This is a genomic window from Burkholderia sp. 9779_493, from assembly GCF_015712215.1.
Taxonomy (GTDB): domain Bacteria; phylum Pseudomonadota; class Gammaproteobacteria; order Burkholderiales; family Burkholderiaceae; genus Burkholderia; species Burkholderia cenocepacia.
Window position 1 is genome coordinate 1 of the sequence record NZ_JACCQA010000055.1, and the last position, 20,268, is coordinate 20,268.

Below are 20,268 nucleotides of genomic sequence, written 5' to 3' on the forward strand. Positions count from 1 at the left end.
GTCGCCGCGTTCGGCGGCCTCGCGCATCCACTTGAGCGCCTGGTAGCTGTCCTGGCGCACGCCGTCGCCGCGGAAATAGCGCAGGCCGAGGTCGTAGGCGGCCTTCGGCTGGGTCTTCGCGGTCTGCTTGAGCGCGGCGATGCGCGGCTCTTCGAGGTCTTCCGCCTCGTCCCTTTTTTGATAGGAGACCTGATCTTTAGGGCGATCGGAACAACCTGTGTCGTCGCAGATCCGTACCGTGCCGGCAGTCACCGACGGATCCTGCGCGCACGCGGCCAACAGCAACAGCAGCCCCGGTGCGAGTAAACGGCGATACATGGGTATTTTCCTCACGTTTCATTGGCGCCGTATTGCTTCGCGCGCTCGCCCGCGAGCATGCCCCCGGCCGGTGCGGGGCGCGGCGAACATCGTCCGCGGGCCCGCGTGCCAAGGCTCTCTCAGGTTCTCTTTTCGGCTTGAAACATCGTTGCAGCGTCTGACACGGCAGAAAACGGCACGCGGTAAACCCGCTCTTGTTCTGTCTCTTTAATCCACGCAATATCGATCGCTGCTTACTGGCTTCAAATGATACATATCGGTCTATCTAATAGTCAAGATGACTTGATAACCGGCTCGACAAGCGAAGATTGTCGGGGCGGAACGGCCATCAGACAGCGCCAGGAGGCCGATTTCATCGACCCGCATGATGCTAGAATAATCGGTCTATGCTGTTGAAATATCGAGGAGGAAGCCGTTCGTGCGAGCCAACAAACGCCAGCTGGTGGTAGACAAAGCGACCGAACTGTTCTCCAGGCATGGATTTCACCCGGTGGGCGTCGACTGGATCATCGACGATTCCGGTGTCGCGCGAATGACGCTGTACCGGCATTTTGCGAGCAAGGACGAGCTCATCCGCGAAGTGCTGGTCCAGCGCTACGACCTGATCGTCGGCAGCATCGACGCGCAGTTGCAGCACGTCGTCGATCCGGTCGAGCGCGTCAAGACCGTCTTCGACTGGTATGAAGCGTGGTTCCGCACACCCGAATTTGCCGGCTGCCTGTTCGAGCGTGCGCTGGCCGAATTCGGTACCGCTTATGCGCCGATCTCGGATGTCGCGATCCGCTATCGCCGCAAGATGGTCGAATGGATGGCCGAACTGATCGAAGCCGTCGTGCCGGCCGAAACCGCCAACCGGCTGGCGACCGTCTTCATGATGCTGTTGGACGGCGCCACGGTCGAAGCGCGGGCGTTCAACGATTCCGCGGCGGCCCAGCGCGCATGGCAAGCCGCGCATGCGCTGCTCGAACAGGCGATGCACGCGCCGGTCTCGCCTGCCGAAGGTGCCGGTCGCCCGACGTAACGCAACGTCGCGCGCCGTCGTATTGCAAGCAAACCGAGGTCGGAGGGTGCCGGGGAGGACGACATGCATGACCGGATGCGCTGGATCGGTTTCGCGATGGGTCTGGCGATCGCGTGTACCGGCTGCAAATCGGTGAATGTCAGCCGATATGAAATCCAGAACCGCGATCGAAACGGTCTCACGATCGTTGCGTTCACCACGGAAGACCTGGCATCGCTCGACCGAACGCTGTGGGCCGACCACGTCTACCTCCGCTACACCGTCACGCCGCTCACCATCCGCAAGCGATTCGATACGGGTGAACCCGCGCTCGACGACTATCCGTTTGCTGCGCGGCGGCTCGCCATCCGCGCCCCGTGTCCGGTCCCCACGTCGGACTTCTGTTCGTCCTGGTTCATTCCGTTCCACGATCGCGCGGGGCTGCACGGCCTGGACTATTTGTCGGGGCTCGATGCCAACGAACCCGCGCGCCTGACGTTGCGCATCGGCGGCGGGAGCATGGTCGGGGCCCGGCTGGTATCGAAGGAACACGCGATCGACGTCGACGTGGGCGACAGGGCGAAGCCGACCGGACCGTGAGGCCCGCCCAGGCTGCCGGCGCGGGAAACCGCCCGGGCGGGCACGGCCATTGCGCCTGCCGGACCCCGGGAGGCCCGCGATCATGAACGACAACGATTTGCTCCAGCCCGAGCCGACGGAACCGGACCCGAACGCGGTCACGTGGGTCCGGCGTCTCGGCCCCGGCCTGATCACCGGCGCCGCCGACGACGATCCTTCCGGCATCGGGACATACTCGCAGGCGGGGGCGCAATTCGGCTTCGAACTGCTGTGGTCGCTGCTGCTCACGTATCCGCTGATGACGGCGATCCAGCTGGTCAGCGCGCGAATCGGCCGCGTGACGGGCAAGGGCCTCGCGTCGAACATGCGCAAGCACTACCCGCCATGGCTGCTGTACGGAACGGTCGTACTGCTGATCACGGCCAACGTGATCAACATCGCGGCCGATCTGTCGGCCATGGGCGCGGCCGTCAATTTGCTGCTGCCCGGCCCGCAACAGCTCTACATCGTGTGCCTCGGCGGCGTGTCGGTCGTGCTGCAGGTTTTCGTCCCGTACGACCGCTATTCACGATTGCTGAAATGGACGGCGTTGACGCTGCTCGCCTATGTCGCGGTCGCCGTCATCGTGCCGGTCGACTGGGCCGACGTCGGCCGCGCGATCGTGCGGCCCCATGCGCAACTGAGCGCCGCCTACCTGACCACGGTCGTCGCCGTGCTCGGCACGACCATCAGCCCGTATCTGTTTTTCTGGCAGGCGTCCCAGGAAGTCGAAGAGTTGCGCTCCGTGCCGAACCAGCGGCCGCTGCGGCGCGTACCGCATCAGGCGCCCGCCCAGTTGCGCCGGATCAGCTTCGACACGTGGTTCGGCATGGGCGTGTCGAACGTGATCGCCTTCTTCATCGTGCTGACGGCGGCGGCCACGCTCAACGCGCATCACATCGACGTCAAGACGTCGGCCGATGCCGCGCGGGCGCTCGAGCCGCTTGCCGGTCACTTCGCATACGTGCTGTTCGCGCTCGGCATCGTCGGCACCGGCCTGCTGGCGCTGCCGGTGCTCGCGGGATCGGCCGCCTATGCGGCCGCGGGCACGTTCCGCTGGCGCAACAGCCTCGCGCTGCAGTTGGGCGTCGCGCCCGAGTTCTATGCGGTGATCGTCTTGGCGATCGTCGGCGGGATCGCGTTCACGTTCATGCATTTCGACCCGATCCGCGCGCTTTACTGGAGCGCCGTCATCAACGGCGTGAGCGCCGTTCCGATCATGGTCGTGATGATGCTGATGGCGAGAAGCAAACGCGTCATGGGCGAGTTTGCCGTCAGAGGCGCGCTTGCATGGGGCGGATGGATCGCGACGCTCGCGATGGCGATCGCGGCGATGGGCGTGTTCGTGCCGGGATGAAACCGGCAGCGCGAATGCCGCGGCTCGCGCTCACTCCAGTTCGCCCGTACTCAGTGCGGCGCCGACCGCACGGCGCAGCACGTCCGCGAGCCGCTGGTTTTCGTCGATGCGGGCCTGTTCGATCGCGACGTCCTCGGCGTTGCCCGTGCGGCGCGCCCATTCCTGGCGCTCGCGCGCAAAAATCATGCGCTCGTGAACCGCGCGGATCGCCCCCCATATCGCATCCTCCGCTTTCTGGGCTTCCGCGTCGTCGAGGGAAAGCGCGGAGAACGCATGCCCGGTATGGCAACGGTATCGCAACGGACGATCGTCGCGCATGCGCCAGAGCACGCCGTTGCAACTGGGGCACGTGAGGGCGGAACGCGTGCCGATTTCGTCAAGCAGTCCCGGATCGACGAGGCCGCCCTCGGCAATCCGGCTCTCATGGTCGAGGTCGCGCAAATCTGCCATTTTTCGCTGCTCCTTCGCACGTGCGCCGTAGACCGCTGCATGAAGGGTCCGCGGCAGTTCTTCCGCCGTCGCGACCGCATCGGCTCCCGCCGCGGCCAGCGCGCTGCGCGGCATCGACGGCGCTTCGCATTCATCGGGGTCCTGAACGATGCCGTAGCCGCCCCGTGCGCGAATCGCCGCCAGGCCGGCCGCGCCGTCATCGAGGTCGCCGCTGAGCACCACGCCGATCGCACCGGCGCCATATTCGCGTGCGGCGGAGCGAAACAGCGGGTCGGCGGCCGGGCGGGCGAAGTTCTCGGCGGCCGTATCGAGCAGCCACAGGTCGCCGCCGCGCACGATCATGTGCCGGTCGGGCGGCGCCACGTAAATTCTGCCCGCCTCCGGCGATTCCCCGTGTAGCGCCTCGCTTGCATCGAGCCTGCCCCATCGCGACAACAACTCGGGCAGGATCGTCCGATGTCGACCAATGTGCTGCACGATGCAAATCGGCACCGGAAAATCCGCGGCAATGCCGGCCACCAACGTCCGGAGGACCGGGAGACCGCCTCGGGACGACGCAATTACCACGATATCTCGACGATCCATAGCGCCCCCTTTGCGGATAGCGCCGCAAATCGGGTTCCTGAGCCGAAATTCCGTCACGGGCGGTAGCAGACGAGGCAATGCGGGTCGGATGGCGGTCGATGCAACCCGCCGACGGGAACGCGCGGCGCGAACCGCGGCGCAAACGACCCGCGACGCACGCGCGGGTCGTCACCGGGCAGGCTTAATGCGTGTCGCCGAGCGCCGCGAGCAACATCCCGAAATCCAGCGGTTTGGACAGGTGAGTGTCGAAGCCGGCCTCCGCCGCGGCCCGGACATCGTCCTGGCGATTACGGCCCGTCAGCGCAACGGTCCGGAGCGTGGCCCAGCGGGGATCGGCCTTGATGTGGCGAATCAACTCATAGCCGTCCATGTCGGGCAGCCCGATGTCGGACACGATGGCGTCGACAGGCGTCTCCGGCAACCTCTCCAGTGCCTCGGCCCCGCTTTTCGCGGCCGTGACCGTTGCCCCCGCGAGTTCCAGCAGCGCCGTGAGCGACAGCGCCGTCTCCTGATCGTCCTCGACCAGCAGCACGCGAAGGCCCGCGATACTCCCCTCCGCCGCGCCGTTGCCGGAAGACACGACGCGCTCGTCGGATGCGGCCGGCAGCCATACCGTCATCGTGGTCCCCCTTCCCTGGCCGTCGGATGCCGCGGCGATCCGGCCGCCGTGCATTTCCACGAGTTGCCGAACGAGCGCCAGCCCGATTCCGAGCCCGCCGCGGGTCCGGTCGCGCGGCGCCTGCCGGAACATGTCGAACACATGCGGCAGCGTATCGCCGTCGATCCCCTGCCCGTCGTCGATCACGTCGACACGCAGCATCCGCCCTTCATGCGCGAGACGCACGACGATCTCGCCATGCGATTGCGTGAACTTGAGCGCGTTGGACATCAGGTTCCAGAAGATCTGCTCGCAGCGCACCGGATCGGCGAGCGCGATGGCCGGCTCCGTCGGCAACTCCGTTTTCAGGACCAGACCGCGCGCGTGCACGTCGCGCTCGCAGGTATCGGCGATGCCGCGCAACATCGCCGTCAGGTCGACGCGGCCCAGCTCGAGCGCGAGCTTGCCGGTCTGGATGCGCGACAGATCGAGCAGGTCGTCGATGATCTGCGCCTGCGCGCGCACGGCCTGCCGAATCGAATCCGCGGCTTCGCGCACGGCGGGAATGTCGCGCGTCTCCGGCAGGCGCGGCAGCATTTCCGACTTGACGCCGATCAGGTTGAGCGGATGCCGCAGCTCGTGCGACAGCACGGCGATGAACTCGTCCTTTAGCTGATTCGAACTGAGCGCCTGCTCGCGGGCCGCCTGCTCCCGCGCGAGCGCTTCGCGGTTCGCGTCGTCGCTCTGCTTGCGCAGCGTCATGTCGCGCACGATCTTCGCGAATCCGTTGAACGACGTATCGGAAATCGGCGTAACGACGCCGCTGCAGAAAATCCGGCGCCCGTCCTTGGTCCGGTGCCAGCGCTCGTCGTCCGCGCGGCCTTCCCGGGTCGCAACTTCGCGCTCGCGCATCGGCACGAGCGCCTGTCGATCGTTGGGTTCGTAGATCAACTCCACGTCCTGGCCGATCATCTCTTCTTCCGTATAGCCGAAGATGCGTTCCGCCCCGGCGTTCCAGCTCACGATCGCGCCGTTGCCGTCCTGGATGATGATCGCGTAGTCCTTGGTCGACTGCGCGACCAGGCGCAGGCGCTGCTCGCCCGCGCGAGCCGCCTCTTCCGCATGATGCCGGTCGGTGATGTCGATCAGCGTGATCACCGCGCCGTCGATGTGGTCGTCCGCCGTGCGGTAGGGCAGCAACCGCATCAGATACCACCGGCCGGCCTCGCTCTCGATCTCGCGCTCGATCAACCGCAGCGACTGAAACGACTGCCGGACATCGTCGGCCAGCGTCGGATACCGCAACGCGTGGGTAATGTGGAACAGCGACCGGCCCAGGTCCGTATCGATCAGATTGAAAATGGCCGTCGCGTTCGGCGTAAACCGCTTGACGCGGATTTCCTTGTCGACGAACACGGTCGCGATCTCGCTCGACGCGATGATGTTGTGGAGGTCGTCGTTCGCCTTCGCGGTGTCTTCGATCCTTGCCTGCATTTCGGCGTTGGCCGTGGTCAACTCCTCGTTGACCGATTGCAGTTCCTCCTTGCTGCTTTCGAGCTCCTCGCTCGTGGAGCGCAATTCTTCGTTGATCGCCTGCAGCTCCTCGTTCGACGCCTTCAGTTCCTCGACCGACGTTTCGTACTGCTCGATGATCGTCGCCAGTTGCTCGCGGCTGTGCTGCAGCTCCTGTTCGAGCTGAGCCAGCACCGGATCCTGCCCGCTCGTCTCGGCCTGATCCTCCTCGGTCATGCGGCCGGCCACCTCGTCGAACACGACGAGGAGGAATTCCGCATTCGCGACCTTGTCGTGGAACGGCCGAACCGTCATGTTGATCCACGATACGCGCGTGTCGTGCGCCCACTTGACCCGGCGCGCTTCCACGCTCGTACCCGTTTGTAGCGCGCGGAAAATCGCGGTGCGCAAATCGAGCCGCAGATCCGGCAGCACCAGCGTCATGATGTTGCTGGACAGCTCGCCGCCGACATGCCTGAGGAAACGGCCGGCGTTATCCGACAGATGAACGACGTTCGATTCCTTGTCGATGATGACGCTCGGCGGCGAATACGTTTCGAGCGCGCGCTGGTGCAGTTCCGCATAGGAGAAATTGCGCTGTGCCGGACTGGTCGGCACCCGCAGCGGGGGCTGCGGCGCGGCCCGCTCGTCGGATGCACCCGACTCGACCTGGAACAGCGGCGGAAAGCCCGTGACCGGCTTCGCGCGATGCGTGACGACGCGGGCGCGGTAAATCCGGCGCTTCTTGTCCACGACGGCAAACAGATCGTCCGCCGCGTCGGCCGATTCCGCGGTGCCGAGGAACAGGTAGCCGTTCGGACGCAGCGCGAAATGAAACAGCTCGAGGATTTGCCGCTGCACCGCCCGCTCCAGATAGATCAGCACGTTGCGGCACGAGATCAGGTCGAGATGCGAGAACGGCGGATCGCGCAGCAGGCTGTGCGCGGCGAACAGAATGCGCTCGCGCACCGCCTTGGCGATCACGTAATGTGCGCCGTCCCGCGTGAAATACCGCTGCAGCAGCGCGGCGGGCACGTCGCTAGCGATCGAAAGCGGGTAGGAGCCGGTGCGCGCGCGGACGATCGCCGCCTCATCGATATCGGTCGCGAATACCTGGATGGCCTGGCTCGACATCGCGGCCTCGCGCGCCCGCGCCAGCAACAGCGAGATCGAGTACGCCTCTTCCCCGGTCGCGCATCCGGCTACCCACACGCGCACCTGCTCCTCGCCGGATTCCGACGCGAACAACGAGCCGATCACTTCCTGTTCGAGGAAATCGAACGCTTCGCGATCGCGGAAGAACTGGGTCACGCCGATCAGCATGTCCGCCAGCAGCGCGTTTGCTTCCTCCGGCGCGGCACGCAGGAAATCCCGGTACGCGAGGAGATCGCGCTGGCCGTTGACCTGCATGCGCCGTTCGATACGCCGCAGCACGGTCGCCCGCTTGTACAGCCGGAAATCGTGGCCGGTGCGTACCCGCAGGTGCATCAGAATGTCGGAAAGCGCCCGCTCCGGATCGTTGACCGTCGGCCGATCGACGTGGTGCAGCGATTGCGCGAATTCGACGCTTTGCTGCTCGATGCGGCGCGCATTCGACCAGAGTTCGAGCAACCGTTGCGGCATGTCGGCCGCCGGCAGCACGATATCGACGCGCGCCATGGCAATCGCGTGCTGCGGCATCTCCGCATACTCGGCGTCATCCGGTGTCTGCGCAAGCGTGATGCCGCCCGCCTCCTTGATGCGGCTCAAGCCCGCCGCGCCGTCGGAGCCGGTGCCCGACATCACGATGCCGATCGCGCGCCAGTCGTGCGCGTCCGCCAGCGTCCGAAAGAAGTGGTCGATCGTGAATGGGGCATCATCGGACTGGCCCCGGCTATGACAGCGAAGGCAGCCGTCCGACATCTCGAGTTGCATGCCCGGCGCGATCACGTAGATGTGGTTCTTTTCGATCGGCACCGTGGACGTCACCTGATGCACCGGCATGCCCGTCGTGCGCTGCAGGACGCTGTCCATGTGGCTGACCTGTTCCGGCGCGAGATGGACGACGACGACGAACGCCATGTCCATGCCCGTCGGCGCGCTCTCGAAAAAGGTCTGCAAGGCCGTCGTACCGCCTGCCGATGCGCCGATGCCCACGACCGGAAACGACAGATCGCTCTTCAACGTGGCGGGCGATGAAAGCCGCTCCTTGCGCGCAGGCGCTTGCCGTGCCATTGAATTTTCCTGATGGTGTTGTGGGGCATCGTGTGCCGACTGCCGATCGATACCGGGTCGCATCGCCCTCGTCCGGGTCGGGGCGTCCCACGCTCGTCCGTGATGCTTCCCCTGCGCCTCCGTGCGCATTGTACGGCACCGGCAAGCGCCGGACCGCCGCTGACCAAGGGCTTGCGATCCTCATGCGGCGGATCACCGACGGCATGTGCGCGCGGGACAGCGGGAACCGGAACGATGAAACGGCTGCACCTGCTCGGCTCCGTCCCGCAACGATGCCTCGCCCGCTTTCATCTCGCCTGCGATGTCGCCAACACCGCCGTCAGAATGCCGTGCACGACCGCCGCGCCTGCGCGCAGGCGTGTCACCGGAACGTCATTCGTGCCGACATACCATCCCCATCGGTCCGCAAGACGCGATGCCGCTCCACGACCGCGAGCGGGAACGAATCGTGCTCATCCGTCGACGGCGCGGACCTAATTTATTTTCTTTGACGAATTCCGTATTACCAGCGAATATTCGCGTCGATCAAGCGGTTAGTACCGCTGACAACACAATGACACGATGCTCGCTCATGCAGTCGGGGACATTACGCTGCTTCGCCAACAGATACTGGATCGAAGGGGAAGAAATGACGCCGTTTTCGCAGGATGTGAGCATCAAGCAAACTGCCGCCGTAGCCAGGGCAGCCACTCCATCGCCCGTTTTCTGGAAGGCGGGGCCGCTCGTCGAAGCCGTTCCGCCCGAGCCGAAATCGACGACCCCGGACCTGCGCGATTTCTTTGCCGCCGCCGCGCTGCAGGGCTTGCTGTCGCGCGACGCCGGGCGCAACGTGTCGACGATCGCCGACTACGAATCGAAGCGCGCGGTCAGCGCCTACCGGCTCGCCGACGAAATGCTGAAAGCGCGCTGAACCCGCACGCCGGCGCGCCGGCCGTCATCCGGCTCGCGCGGGGTCGCGGGCAACCTGGGCCGCCACATTTGCCCGGGCGCTAACGCACCGGCCGTTCAGTTGCCGCCCAACCGTGCAACGATTGCGCCGACCGGCCGCGCCAGCAGAACGACATTCAGCACGACGACGACCGCAGTCGCGCCGCGCGCTGCGCAGCGCGCGATGCGCCCGCTCGTGAACGCGCCCATGACGTCACGTCGGCCGCAGAAGTACACCAGCGCCAGCATCGGTACCGGCAATACGACGGACAGCACGACCTGGCTGATCACGAGCGCCTGCATCGAATCCACGCCCATCCCGACGACGACGAACGCGGGCGCCATCGTGACGAGCCGGCGCAGCCAGACCGGAATCCGGAACCCCACGAAGCCCTGCATGATCATCTGTCCGGCCATCGTGCCGACCACGGAACTCGAGATGCCGGCGCTCATCAGCGACACGAGGAAACAGGTCGCGGCGGCCGGGCCGAGCAACGGCGTCAGCATCCGGTACGCGGTTTCGATCTCCGCGACATCGCGATGGCCGGCATGAAACGCCGCGCTCGCCATCACGATCATCGCCATGTTGATCGCGCCGGCGACGGACAGCGCGACGACCACCTCCCGATCCGAGAACCGCACCATCATCCGGCGCCGCGCGCGATCGAGCCCCGACGCGCGTCGCTGCGTGAGCCCGGAGTGCAGAAACAGCGCATGCGGCATGATCGTCGCGCCGACGATGCCGACCGACACCGTCAACGCGTCGCCGCGCGGCCATTCCGGCACGACGGCATGCCAGCCGACTTCGGCCCACGCGACCGGCGCAATGAACATCTCGGCGAGATAGCAGAGACCGGTCACGCCGACGAACACGCCCACGGCGATTTCCATCGGCCGGAACCCGTTCCGGTCGGCCAGCAGGATGGCGTAGGTCACGAGCGCCATCACGAACATTCCGGCGAAGGTCGGCAGGTCGAACAGCAGCGACAGCGCGATCGCGCCGCCGAGAAATTCGGCCAGCTCGGTCGCCATCGCGGCCAGTTCGCTCGCGACCCACATGCCGACGACCACCGGCCGCGGGAAATGCAGGCGGCAGAGCTCCGCGAGATTGCGGCCGGTGACGATGCCGAGCCTCGCGGACAGCGACTGGAACAACATCGCGATGCCGTTCGCCATCAGCACGACCCAGAGCAGCGTGTACCCGAACTGCGCGCCGGCCCGGATGTTCGTCGCGAAATTGCCGGGGTCCATATACGCGACCGACGCGACGATCGCCGGCCCCGCGAACGACAGCGCCGCCAGCGGCCCGCGCCGCCGGCCGGCCAACCCCTCGCGCATGTCCGTCGCAGTGCGCTCCGTCGCCGCGTTCCTGTCGAGCGTCGCCATCCGTACTCCTTCACGAAAGCGGCATCGTGCGCCCCCCGCGCGATCCATCCCGCGTACCGCCGACACACCGTGCCGCACCGCCTCCGTGCCGGCGCGACACGGGCTATGCAGCCGAAATGACAACCGCTTGAAAATCCGGCGACGAGGGGGCGGGCTACGCGACGCGTGCTCGCGCTGCCGCCGTCTCGGCCCTTGTCGCATGCCGCGCCGTTGCGTCGCCGGCCGGCCGCTGCGCCCGCGGAAAGCAGCCCCGCCGCGAGCCGATCGCGGTTCCGTCGCGCCGCGCCGACCGATGCCGGACAGACCGATACCCGTTGCCCGACGCACGCGTGTCGTGCAGCGAACGATGCCGTCGTCCACGGCAAGCCGCTCGCGCACAGCCCGCACCGGACAGCATCGCGCATGCCCGGGATCGTCGGCCGTGGGATCGAATCGTGCTGGTTCGAGCCGGCGAATGTCGCGCAACCCTTTTCCACGGAGATGCCATGTTCATCCACAACACACGGCTTCAGTACACGGTGCGCGTGGGCGCGCCGAATCCCGGGCTCGCCAACCTGCTGCTCGAGCAGTTCGGCGGCCCGCAGGGCGAACTTGCCGCCGCGATGCGCTATTTCACGCAGGCGATCACCGAGGAAGATCCGGGCCGCAAGGACATGCTCCTCGACATCGCCACCGAGGAACTGAGCCATCTCGAAGTGATCGGCTCGATGGCCGCGATGCTCAACCGCGGCGCCAAGGGCGAACTGGCCGAAGCGGTCGACGAACAGGCGGAGCTGTACCGCAAGCTGCACGGCGCCGGCAACGACAGCCACGTGACGCAGGTGCTGTACGGCGCGGGCGCGCCATTGACCAATTCGGGCGGCGTGCCGTGGTCGGCCGCGTACATCGACACGATCGGCGAGCCGACCGCCGACCTGCGCTCGAACATCGCGGCCGAAGCACGCGCGAAGATCATCTATGAACGGCTGATCAACGTCACCGACGATCCGGACATTCGCGACGCGCTCGGCTTCCTGATGACGCGCGAGGTGTCGCACCAGATGTCGTTCGAGAAGGCGCTGTATGCGATCACCGCGAATTTCCCGCCGGGCAAGCTGCCGCCCAAGACGCCGTATGACCACGTGTACTTCCGGATGCAGCCGGACGCGGCGCCGCTGGTCGGACCGTGGAACCACGGCGGCGAACTCGAGATCCGGCCCGGCGAGCCGGCGGTCGATGGCGGCAGCGGTATTCCGGAAGGCATGCTCGACGCGCAGCAGGCGGACGCCATCGAAGCCATGGCGCAGCGACTCGCCTCCGATCCGAACAGCGACCCGGTGACGGGCGCCGAACTCGGCGCGGGGCCGCCGGCGCCTCAGGGCCGCAAGCCGGGCAAGCCGGACGGCGCGTGAGCAGGGGCGCGCTGGCGCGCGATCGGGATTCCGGCGCGCCGGCGAAGCGACATGACGCGCGCGCCGGATGCATCGCCGCACGTGCGGCCGCGCGTCAGGCGCCGGCTTCGTCGGGCTCGGTCTGGTCGCCCTGGTCGGCCATCAGGTACTGGATGACCAGCGTCGGATCGGCAATGTCGAGGATCAGGCGGCGCATCACGCGCTTGCGCATATGGTCGTCATCCAGCGTCCACGGCCCGGCCGCGTCGCCGAGGTAGCGGCCGATCGCGCCGCGATTGTCGCCGTCGAGCGGCAGGCCGAGCCGCGCGGCGAGCAGGCCGGCGATGACGTCGTCGAGTTCGACGTGCAGCGGCCTGGAATCGATCGAAAGTTCGAGTTTCATGGTCGGTCTCGCAAACACGAAAAAAGCGGCGCGACGCGCCCCCCGCTGTCGCGCGCGCCGGGCAAAGCCGCTCCGGCCAGCGGCTGTTCGACGATCGCAGGCGAGCCCGCGACGCAGGTCAGTAGCCGAGGTCGGGCGCGGCGGCCGGCTCGGCGCCGTCCTCTTTCGGCGCTTGCGCGACGGTCGCATCGGTCGTCAGCACCAGGCTCGCGATCGATGCCGCGTTCTGCAGCGCGGTCCGCGTGACCTTGGTCGGATCGACCACGCCCGCATCGACCAGATCGCCGTACTCGCCGGTCGCCGCGTTGTAGCCGAAGTTCCCTTTGCCTTCGAGCACCTTCGAGATCACGACCGACGGTTCGTCGCCCGCGTTGGCCGCGATGACGCGCAGCGGCGCTTCCAGCGCACGCAGCACGATCCGGATGCCGGCATCCTGGTCCGCATTCGCGCCCCGGATGTCGGACAGCGCCGCGCGCGCACGCAGCAGCGCGACGCCACCGCCCGGCACGATGCCCTCCTCGACCGCGGCACGCGTCGCATGCAGCGCATCGTCGACGCGGTCCTTCTTCTCCTTCATTTCCACTTCGGTGACGGCGCCGACCTTGATCACCGCCACGCCGCCCGCGAGCTTCGCGACACGCTCCTGCAGCTTCTCGCGATCGTAGTCGCTCGTCGCTTCGTCGATCTGCGCGCGAATCGCCTTCACGCGCGCGTCGATGCGCGCCGCATCGCCTGCGCCGTCGATGATGATCGTATCGTCCTTGCGCACCTCGACGCGCTTCGCACTGCCAAGATCCTCCAGCGTGGCCTTGTCGAGCTGCTTGCCGGTTTCCTCCGAGATGACCGTCGCGCCGGTCAGGATCGCGAGATCTTCCAGCATCGCCTTGCGCCGGTCGCCGAAGCCCGGCGCCTTGACGGCGGCGACCTTCAGGATGCCGCGCATCGAATTCACGACGAGTGTCGCGAGCGCTTCGGCCTCGACGTCCTCGGCGACGATCAGCAGCGGCTTGCCGGCCTTGGACGCCGCTTCGAGGATCGGCAGCAGATCGCGGACACTGGAGATCTTCTTGTCATGCAGCAGAATCAGCGCATCGTCGAGATAGGCCGCCTGCTTGGCGGGATCGTTGATGAAATACGGGCTCACGTAACCGCGATCGAACTGCATGCCCTCGACCACGTCGAGTTCGTTCTCCATCGACTTGCCGTCCTCGACGGTGATCACGCCGTCCTTGCCGACCTTCTCCATCGCATCGGCGATGATCTTGCCGATCGCGTCGTCCGAGTTCGCGGAAATCGCGCCGACCTGCGCGATTTCCTTGTGGGTCGAAATCGGTCGGGACAGCTTGCGCAACTCGTCGAGTACCGCGCCGACGGCCTTGTCGATGCCGCGCTTCAGATCCATCGGGTTCATGCCGGCCGCGACGTGCTTCATGCCTTCCTGCACGATCGCCTGCGCGAGCACGGTGGCGGTGGTGGTCCCGTCGCCGGCCACGTCGGCCGTCTTCGACGCGACCTGCTTGACGATCTGCGCGCCCATGTTCTCGAAGCGGTCCTTCAGCTCGATTTCCTTCGCGACCGACACGCCGTCCTTCGTGATCACGGGCGCGCCGAAGCCGCGCTCGATCACGACGTTGCGGCCCTTCGGACCGAGCGTCACCTTCACCGCATCGGCCAGCACGTTCACGCCCTTGACGATCTGCTGGCGCGCGCCATCGCGGAATTTCACGTCTTTTGCAGTCATTTTCTTGCTCCGGATACAGTCGTTGAACGGGATGCCGCGCGCACCGGGTACACACCCGTGCGACGCGGTCGAATCGGCATTCAGGCCGCTTTCCTGGCGGCCGGTGATTCGGGTTCGAGTACGCCCATGACGTCCTCTTCGCGCATCACGAGCAGTTCCTCGCCGTTCACCTTCACGGTCTGGCCTGCATATTTGCCGAAGAGAACCTGGTCGCCGACCTGGAGCTGCAGCGGGCGCTGCGAGCCGTCCTGCAGCAGCCGGCCGCTGCCGACTGCAATCACTTCACCCTGCTCGGGCCGTTCGGCGGCCGAATCGGGAATCACGATGCCGGAGGCCGTCGTCCGCTGCTGTTCGATTCGCTTGACGATAACCCGGTCGTAGAGGGGACGAATCTGCATTTTCATCTCCTGAGCGATGAGATCACCTGGAAAAGGGAATCCGCCGGCGCCTGTACGCGCAAAGTCCGCGATGCGCCGGCGTGCCATCGATTGGCGAAAAGCGAAATAGTGGCGTGGGGAGGACGCTTCAAGAGGGTGACGCGCGCCCAATATGTAACAAAATGTTTCATCGCGAAACCGGCGCGCGCACGACCGGCGGCTGTCTCCCGACGCTCCGTCGCGAGCGGCAACACGACCTCGACGACCACCGCTCCGGGCCGCGCGAATCGTCGTGCAACGATGCTTGAAATCCGCGCGTCCCATCCTATTTTGGTATCGCTCAAGCAGCCGCGGCTTACGCGCTGCGTGTTTCGATTTGTTTGTCAGCGAGATCTTTCGCGGATCGACGAACTGGAGCGCGTGGTCCGGTTCGTCCTCCGTGCGAGGTCCAACCGGGAGCGAATCATGAACGATCCTTTCTTCATCTTCGATCGGCTGCCGGAGGTCGGCCGCCGACCACGACGCGTCGCCCGCGTCGTCAAGGGTTTGCCGACCGGCCTGCGGATAGCGCGCAACGGCACCGGTCGCTTCGCGTCGATCGGCGCGTGGGTACGCGGCGCGCGCAAGCCATTCGCGTTGCGTCGCGCGGCCCAACCCGCCGCGATCGGCCGACCGAAGCCGCCGCGCCGCCGCGTCGCCACGCCAGGACGGGTGCTGCACCACATTTCATTTTTCGGCGTTGCGCCCGCGCGTGGCGGTTTCGTGCGCGACGGGAGGCGGCCATGCTGAGCCCGCATGAATTCGCGACGCTGATGCTGGTGTGCCAGGCGCCGGATCAACTCGACATGAACCGCGCCGAACTCGATGCGTTGCTCGAACGACAACTCGTCATGCTCGAACATGGCGCACCCGGCCGCCGGCGCGCGTACCTGACGAAGAAGGGCCGATCGATTCTCCACGCGCTCGGGGCCGACATCGCTTCCCGCGGGCGTCGTCACGAGGCCGCGGCAGCGCGCGACCATCCATACGACGCGCCCGTCGCGCTGTCGGACGACGCCGGGTGACCCGGCGTTCGCATCAGTGCCGCGGCTACCGACGTGCGTGCGTGATCATGCTCGATGCACGCGGTATCCGCGCAAGCGCGCCGCCAATACTGAAGCTCGCGTTTCGTCGACGACCCTGGCGGCGGTCGTCGAAGCCGCAGCCGACAGCCGCGGCCAACGACGAAGGCGCGATGCATGCTCCGGCGGGCAACCGCCGTCCGGATCACTGCATCGATGCGCCGCCCGCCCCTACTTGTCGATACGAACCGATATGCCCGATGCGCTGTAAAGCGCGGTGGCGTTGTACCCGTCCACGACCACCGAATCGAAGCGCCCCTGAAGCTGGCTGCTGTCGACGAGCGAAACGACGTCACCGACCTGCGGCGCGAGACCCGCGGCGAACCGGACGTGCAGCGTGCCGCCGGCAAGCGTCGTCATCCCTGCCACCGCGAGTCGTCCGGCGTCGCCGGCGCCACGGTCGAGTTCCAGCGTACCGCCCTTCAACTGCGTGTAGCGGCCGTTGATGTTCGCGCGCGCCGCGGCCTTGATCGCCACCGTGCCGCCGCCGACATAGACGTCGCCGGCACCGAACGCCTGCGGCGATCCCGCCGCGAGCGTTCCGCCCCGCACTTCCGTGCCGCCGCGATAGGTGTTCGCGCCGGCAAGCGTCAGCGCGCCCGTTCCGGCGAACGTCAGCTTGCCGTCGCCGCCGATATCGTTGCGCCAGGTATCGGCTGCATTGAATCCGCCGAGCGAAGCATCCATCGTCACACTGACGTTGCCGGCAAAATTCGCGTACCCGTCCGCGGCGGCGAACAGGTTGAGCCGGCCCCATCCCTCGGCGTCGTCGAGCAGCGGATAACCGGACGCCAGCGCCGTCGTCTTCAGCACGACGCGTCGCTGGTCGGCGCTCAGATACGGCAGACGCGTCTCGAGCAGCACTTCGGCCCCCTTCGGCACGACTGCGCCGTTGGTGGTGGTGCCGATCGGCGCGAAGCCGAACGTGAGTCGGCGCGCGTAATTGGCCCGATTGGCGGCCGGGTCGGCAAAGCGGTCGCTCGACGCCGTACCGGCATGCGCGGCGGCCAGGAACGTGGCCGGCGTGGTGCGGGTCAGCGAATACAGCGTTGCATGCGCCTGCTGGAAGGCCGTCTGCTTGAGCGTCGCGTTGGCCGGATCGACGAGGTTCGCCGCCACCACCGCCTGGGCAAGTATCCGGCCGCCGATCACGTCGAGCGGCGAATGCATGCCGGCGAGGATGCGGTTCTCGCCGAGTTCGAGCCCGCGGCTGATCATTTCCTGGAAACGTTCGGGAATCACGTACGCCATCGCGAGCGCGTCACGCATGCCTTCCGCGGAATGCCCGCTCGGAAAACCGCCGTCCGTGGCCGGCGTGGTGCTTTCTGCCGGTACGAGCGTCGGCGCGACGACGACGCTCGTGCTCCACCGATACGGACGCGCATATTTGTAGAAGCGTTTCGCCGGCTCCGTCGAGCCGTTGTTTCCCATCGTATTGATGAAATCGACGACGGAACCGAACCCGGCATTCGCGCTGCCGCCGACGCCGGTGTTGTTGCCCGTATCGTTGTAGAGCTTCGTCGTCGCGTCGGCCGGCACCGACGTGATGCTCGTCGTCTGCTGCGCCGCGCCGCGCCACGCGTCGGTGAGCGGCCCCATGCCGTCCGACACGCTATAGCCCTTGCCGCGGCGGTCGTCGTAGTACGCGGCCTCGGCCTGCGCGGCGGTACGCTGCGACGTCGCGTCGACCACATACTGGACATTCGCGTTCAGCACGGCCGGGTTCAGCGCCGTCCCGCCCGGCGTACCGTCGTTCGGAAGACCGGTCCACAGCGACGGCGCCACCGCCGGAAAACCGCCGGCCGCAGGTGCGCTCGTCCCGGCATCGACGAGGTCGGTCAGCGGCTGCCACAGCGCACGGAAGCCGTTCAAGACGCGCACGCCGGCGTTCGTGCTCATCGTGGCGTAACGCGCATCGCCGCGCTGGTTGGTCGCCGCGTTGTCGACGAACGCCGGCACCGATGCCGGAACCGGGGCGCTGTCCACGAAACCGGGGTCCGCGGGCGCTGCCGGCAGTTGCGCGACAACCGACGGCGGCTGGTTGCTGTCGACGTCGTCTCCGCCGCAAGCCGCGACAACGAAGGCTGCCGAAACGGCGATAGCGAAGGTGTGCAAGGCAATCCGGCGATGCGCTGACATGACTGGGCGGTTCCCGTGGAGTGTCGAGAAAGCGCGTACGATATAGTTAGTTTGTGAAAGATATGAGAAAGAGCCGAGAAAGTTCGGGGGAAGGCGGTTCGGGGGAAGGCGATGTCGCGCCACCGTCCCGCTCGTCGAGACGCGATGCGGTCCTGTCCTGCATCGGCGCTTCACACGACGCCGACGCATTCGTCGGCACGGAAAACCTGCCTGCCCGCGCGGGCATCCCGCCCGTCCCGCATCACGGACAGTTGCCGAGCACGTGATACCCGGCCGACGTCCGCGCCAGCGATCGGCAGCCCGCGTCGTACTCAAAATGCGGTCACCCGAACACTGTCATCCCGCCGTGTATCGCGGTGCGCGGCGCTCGACGATCGGGGCATGGCCGAACGCCTTCCGATACGCCTTGCTGAAAGTACACGCCGACGGAAATCCGCAACGCACCGACACATCGCCGATGGAATCGTTGCCGCGGCGCAGCAGGGCCCGTGCATGCCGAAGGCGAATGCTTCGGTAGTAGTCGCGCGGCGACATACTCAAATATTCCTTGAACACGCGCTGAAACTGCCGCGCTGACAGCCCGACCAGCCGCGCGATCTCGGGAAACGAAAGCGGCTCCTCGACGTTGGCTTCCATCAGCTTCACCGCTTCGACCAGATCGTCGCGCGTCGACTCGAGACGCGCACACACCGGCATCGGCTGCGGTTCATTCATGCCGCGCAGCCGGCTGACGACCAGGTGCTTCGACACGTCGACGACGAGATGCGGACCGAAGTCGCTCGACATCAGCGTGAGCATCATGTCCATCGGCGCGATGCCGCCCGCGATTCCCCGGCTGCAGAACCCGATGTGGGCGTACTCTACCTTATGAGCGACATCCGGACGCCGCCGGATGCGCGCGCAATCAGGCTCGGGTCAGAACCGATGAATGATCCCCGCACCGAACGCGAACTGGGTCCCGGTCGACGACGGCGCGGAGTTGAACCCGTCACCCAGCGTTGCGGTCGCGTCGACGATGCTGCCCGCGCCGCTCGTGCCGAGCGTCTTGCCCTTCGCGTGCTGATACGCTTCGAGCAGGTACAGCCCCGTGCGCTTCGACAGTGAGTAATACTGCGACAGATTGAACTGGTGATACTGCGCGCTGTCGGTGATGCCGTTCGCCTCGGTCGCGCGCGTGTACGCATAGCCTGCACCGAAATCCCACACCGCCGACGGCTTCCAGTGCAGCACCGCGCCGGCCGTGTTGAAGATCGCGGTGTTGACGAACTTCGACGCCGCGCCCGGGATGTATTCGGTGTTGGTGTACGTGGCCGTCGCATCCCACGCGTCGCTGAACCGGTAGCTCAGGCCCACCGCGAACCGCTGCTGCGCCTTCGCGGTCTGGTAGCCGTTCGTGAGCGCCGACACGCCCACTTGCGCGCCCCCGTTCGACGTCGTCGAATTCGCACCCCACGTGCCGCCGGCCGTATTCGAATTGTTCACGCGCTCGAACGCGAGGCCGACGCCGAGCGGGCCGGCCGCGTACTGGATGCCGGTTGCCCATGTCGAGCCGGCATTGGTGCTGCCGGCCACGCCGCCGAACGAATACGAGCCGCTCAGCGTCAGGCCATACCATTTCGGAGACGTGTATTCGAGCGTGTTGTTCGCGCGATAGATCGTGTCGAGCCCGTCGACGTCGCCCGGGTGCGCGCCGTAGTAGCCGGTGACCCACGTCGTCGGGCTGAATGCCGACATCGTCTGGTAGTACGACGCGTACTGCCGCCCCGCGCTCAGCGTGCCGTAGGTCGCATTGGTCAGGCCGACCCAAGCCTGCCGCCCGAACATCGCATCGGTGTACTGCGTGGCGCCCGTGCCCGAGTTGAAGCCCGATTCGAGCGTGAAGATCGCCTTCGTGCCGCCGCCGAGATCCTCGGCACCCTTCAAGCCGAAGCGGCTGCCGGCCCACACGCCCTGGTTCATCCTGATCACCGACTTGCCGCCGCTCGTCGAGCCGAGCGTCGTCGCGTTGCTCTGGTAGCCGATCCCGTTGTCGACGATCCCGTACAGCGTGACGCTGCTCTGCGCGAACGCCGGTGCGGCCGCCGCCATCGCGATGGCGGTCAGCGCGACCCGTGATGCCTGCTTCTTCATCGATCCGTCTCCTTCCTTGCCT

17 protein-coding genes are annotated in these 20,268 nt (G+C 66.6%); 7 read left to right on the forward strand and 10 right to left on the reverse strand.

The genetic code is table 11. The features are described from left to right. On the reverse strand, positions 1 to 318 hold a 318-nt coding region (locus H0X95_RS33105), incomplete at its 3' end, for an SEL1-like repeat protein (RefSeq protein ID WP_196446368.1). Between the two features lie 418 nt (positions 319 to 736). Between H0X95_RS33105 and H0X95_RS33110 the strand changes: the two genes are divergently transcribed. The 3 genes from H0X95_RS33110 to H0X95_RS33120 all read left to right on the forward strand — a co-directional run bounded on the left by H0X95_RS33110 (position 737) and on the right by H0X95_RS33120 (position 3,293). Next, positions 737 to 1,339: a TetR/AcrR family transcriptional regulator gene (locus H0X95_RS33110; RefSeq protein ID WP_006485824.1), complete on the forward strand. Its 603-nt coding sequence runs from the start codon at positions 737 to 739 to the stop codon at positions 1,337 to 1,339. 63 nt (positions 1,340 to 1,402) lie between these two features. Continuing rightward, positions 1,403 to 1,918 carry a hypothetical protein gene (locus H0X95_RS33115; protein WP_059720911.1) on the forward strand — a complete coding sequence of 172 codons (516 nt, stop codon included), beginning with the start codon at positions 1,403 to 1,405 and terminating at the stop codon, positions 1,916 to 1,918. Positions 1,919 to 2,000: 82 nt separating this feature from the next. After that, a complete protein-coding gene (locus H0X95_RS33120; RefSeq protein WP_059720910.1) occupies positions 2,001 to 3,293 on the forward strand; it encodes an Nramp family divalent metal transporter in 1,293 nt (430 codons plus the stop codon). Between the two features lie 30 nt (positions 3,294 to 3,323). On the opposite strand, the gene H0X95_RS33125 is transcribed toward H0X95_RS33120, so the two are convergent. After that, positions 3,324 to 4,328 carry a chemotaxis protein CheB gene (locus H0X95_RS33125; RefSeq protein ID WP_043205961.1) on the reverse strand — a complete coding sequence of 335 codons (1,005 nt, stop codon included), beginning with the start codon at positions 4,326 to 4,328 and terminating at the stop codon, positions 3,324 to 3,326. A 181-nt stretch (positions 4,329 to 4,509) separates the two neighbouring features. Then, on the reverse strand, positions 4,510 to 8,652 hold the full coding sequence (locus tag H0X95_RS33130; RefSeq protein ID WP_059720909.1) for a CheR family methyltransferase: 4,143 nt from the start codon (positions 8,650 to 8,652) through the stop codon (positions 4,510 to 4,512). 628 nt (positions 8,653 to 9,280) lie between these two features. On the opposite strand from H0X95_RS33130, the gene H0X95_RS33135 reads away from it, so the two are divergent. Continuing rightward, positions 9,281 to 9,562: a hypothetical protein gene (locus H0X95_RS33135; RefSeq protein WP_006485830.1), complete on the forward strand. Its 282-nt coding sequence runs from the start codon at positions 9,281 to 9,283 to the stop codon at positions 9,560 to 9,562. A 95-nt stretch (positions 9,563 to 9,657) separates the two neighbouring features. Here the strand turns inward: H0X95_RS33135 and H0X95_RS33140 are convergent, their stop codons facing one another. Then, entirely contained in the window at positions 9,658 to 10,965 is a 1,308-nt protein-coding gene (locus H0X95_RS33140) for an Nramp family divalent metal transporter (protein ID WP_059720908.1), read from the reverse strand. Between the two features lie 485 nt (positions 10,966 to 11,450). Between H0X95_RS33140 and H0X95_RS33145 the strand changes: the two genes are divergently transcribed. Then, the gene (locus tag H0X95_RS33145; protein ID WP_006491398.1) at positions 11,451 to 12,356 is read left to right on the forward strand and encodes a manganese catalase family protein; all 906 of its coding nucleotides are present in this window, start codon (positions 11,451 to 11,453) and stop codon (positions 12,354 to 12,356) included. A gap of 94 nt (positions 12,357 to 12,450) precedes the next feature. Here the strand turns inward: H0X95_RS33145 and H0X95_RS33150 are convergent, their stop codons facing one another. The 3 genes from H0X95_RS33150 to H0X95_RS33160 form a co-directional block, all read right to left on the reverse strand. Continuing rightward, on the reverse strand, positions 12,451 to 12,738 hold the full coding sequence (locus H0X95_RS33150) for a hypothetical protein (protein ID WP_006482419.1): 288 nt from the start codon (positions 12,736 to 12,738) through the stop codon (positions 12,451 to 12,453). A gap of 118 nt (positions 12,739 to 12,856) precedes the next feature. Next, positions 12,857 to 14,479 carry a chaperonin GroEL gene (groL, locus tag H0X95_RS33155; RefSeq protein WP_006482400.1) on the reverse strand — a complete coding sequence of 541 codons (1,623 nt, stop codon included), beginning with the start codon at positions 14,477 to 14,479 and terminating at the stop codon, positions 12,857 to 12,859. Positions 14,480 to 14,559: 80 nt separating this feature from the next. Then, positions 14,560 to 14,877: a co-chaperone GroES gene (locus H0X95_RS33160; RefSeq protein WP_006482399.1), complete on the reverse strand. Its 318-nt coding sequence runs from the start codon at positions 14,875 to 14,877 to the stop codon at positions 14,560 to 14,562. Positions 14,878 to 15,156: 279 nt separating this feature from the next. Between H0X95_RS33160 and H0X95_RS33165 the strand changes: the two genes are divergently transcribed. After that, entirely contained in the window at positions 15,157 to 15,645 is a 489-nt protein-coding gene (locus H0X95_RS33165) for a hypothetical protein (RefSeq protein WP_153260088.1), read from the forward strand. Next, positions 15,639 to 15,920, forward strand: coding sequence for a hypothetical protein (locus H0X95_RS33170; RefSeq protein WP_006482396.1), 282 nt, complete (start codon positions 15,639 to 15,641; stop codon positions 15,918 to 15,920). The genes H0X95_RS33165 and H0X95_RS33170 overlap by 7 nt, the downstream gene beginning before the upstream one ends. A gap of 228 nt (positions 15,921 to 16,148) precedes the next feature. Here H0X95_RS33170 and H0X95_RS33175 read toward each other — a convergent pair whose 3' ends face one another. The 3 genes from H0X95_RS33175 to H0X95_RS33185 form a co-directional block, all read right to left on the reverse strand. Next, positions 16,149 to 18,116, reverse strand: coding sequence for an acid phosphatase (locus tag H0X95_RS33175; RefSeq protein WP_059720907.1), 1,968 nt, complete (start codon positions 18,114 to 18,116; stop codon positions 16,149 to 16,151). A 336-nt stretch (positions 18,117 to 18,452) separates the two neighbouring features. Then, positions 18,453 to 18,917 (reverse strand): helix-turn-helix domain-containing protein, encoded by a 465-nt coding sequence (locus tag H0X95_RS33180; protein WP_230204556.1) that lies wholly within the window; start codon positions 18,915 to 18,917, stop codon positions 18,453 to 18,455. A 114-nt stretch (positions 18,918 to 19,031) separates the two neighbouring features. Next, positions 19,032 to 20,246 (reverse strand): porin, encoded by a 1,215-nt coding sequence (locus H0X95_RS33185; protein WP_058903754.1) that lies wholly within the window; start codon positions 20,244 to 20,246, stop codon positions 19,032 to 19,034. Positions 20,247 to 20,268 lie beyond the last annotated feature (22 nt).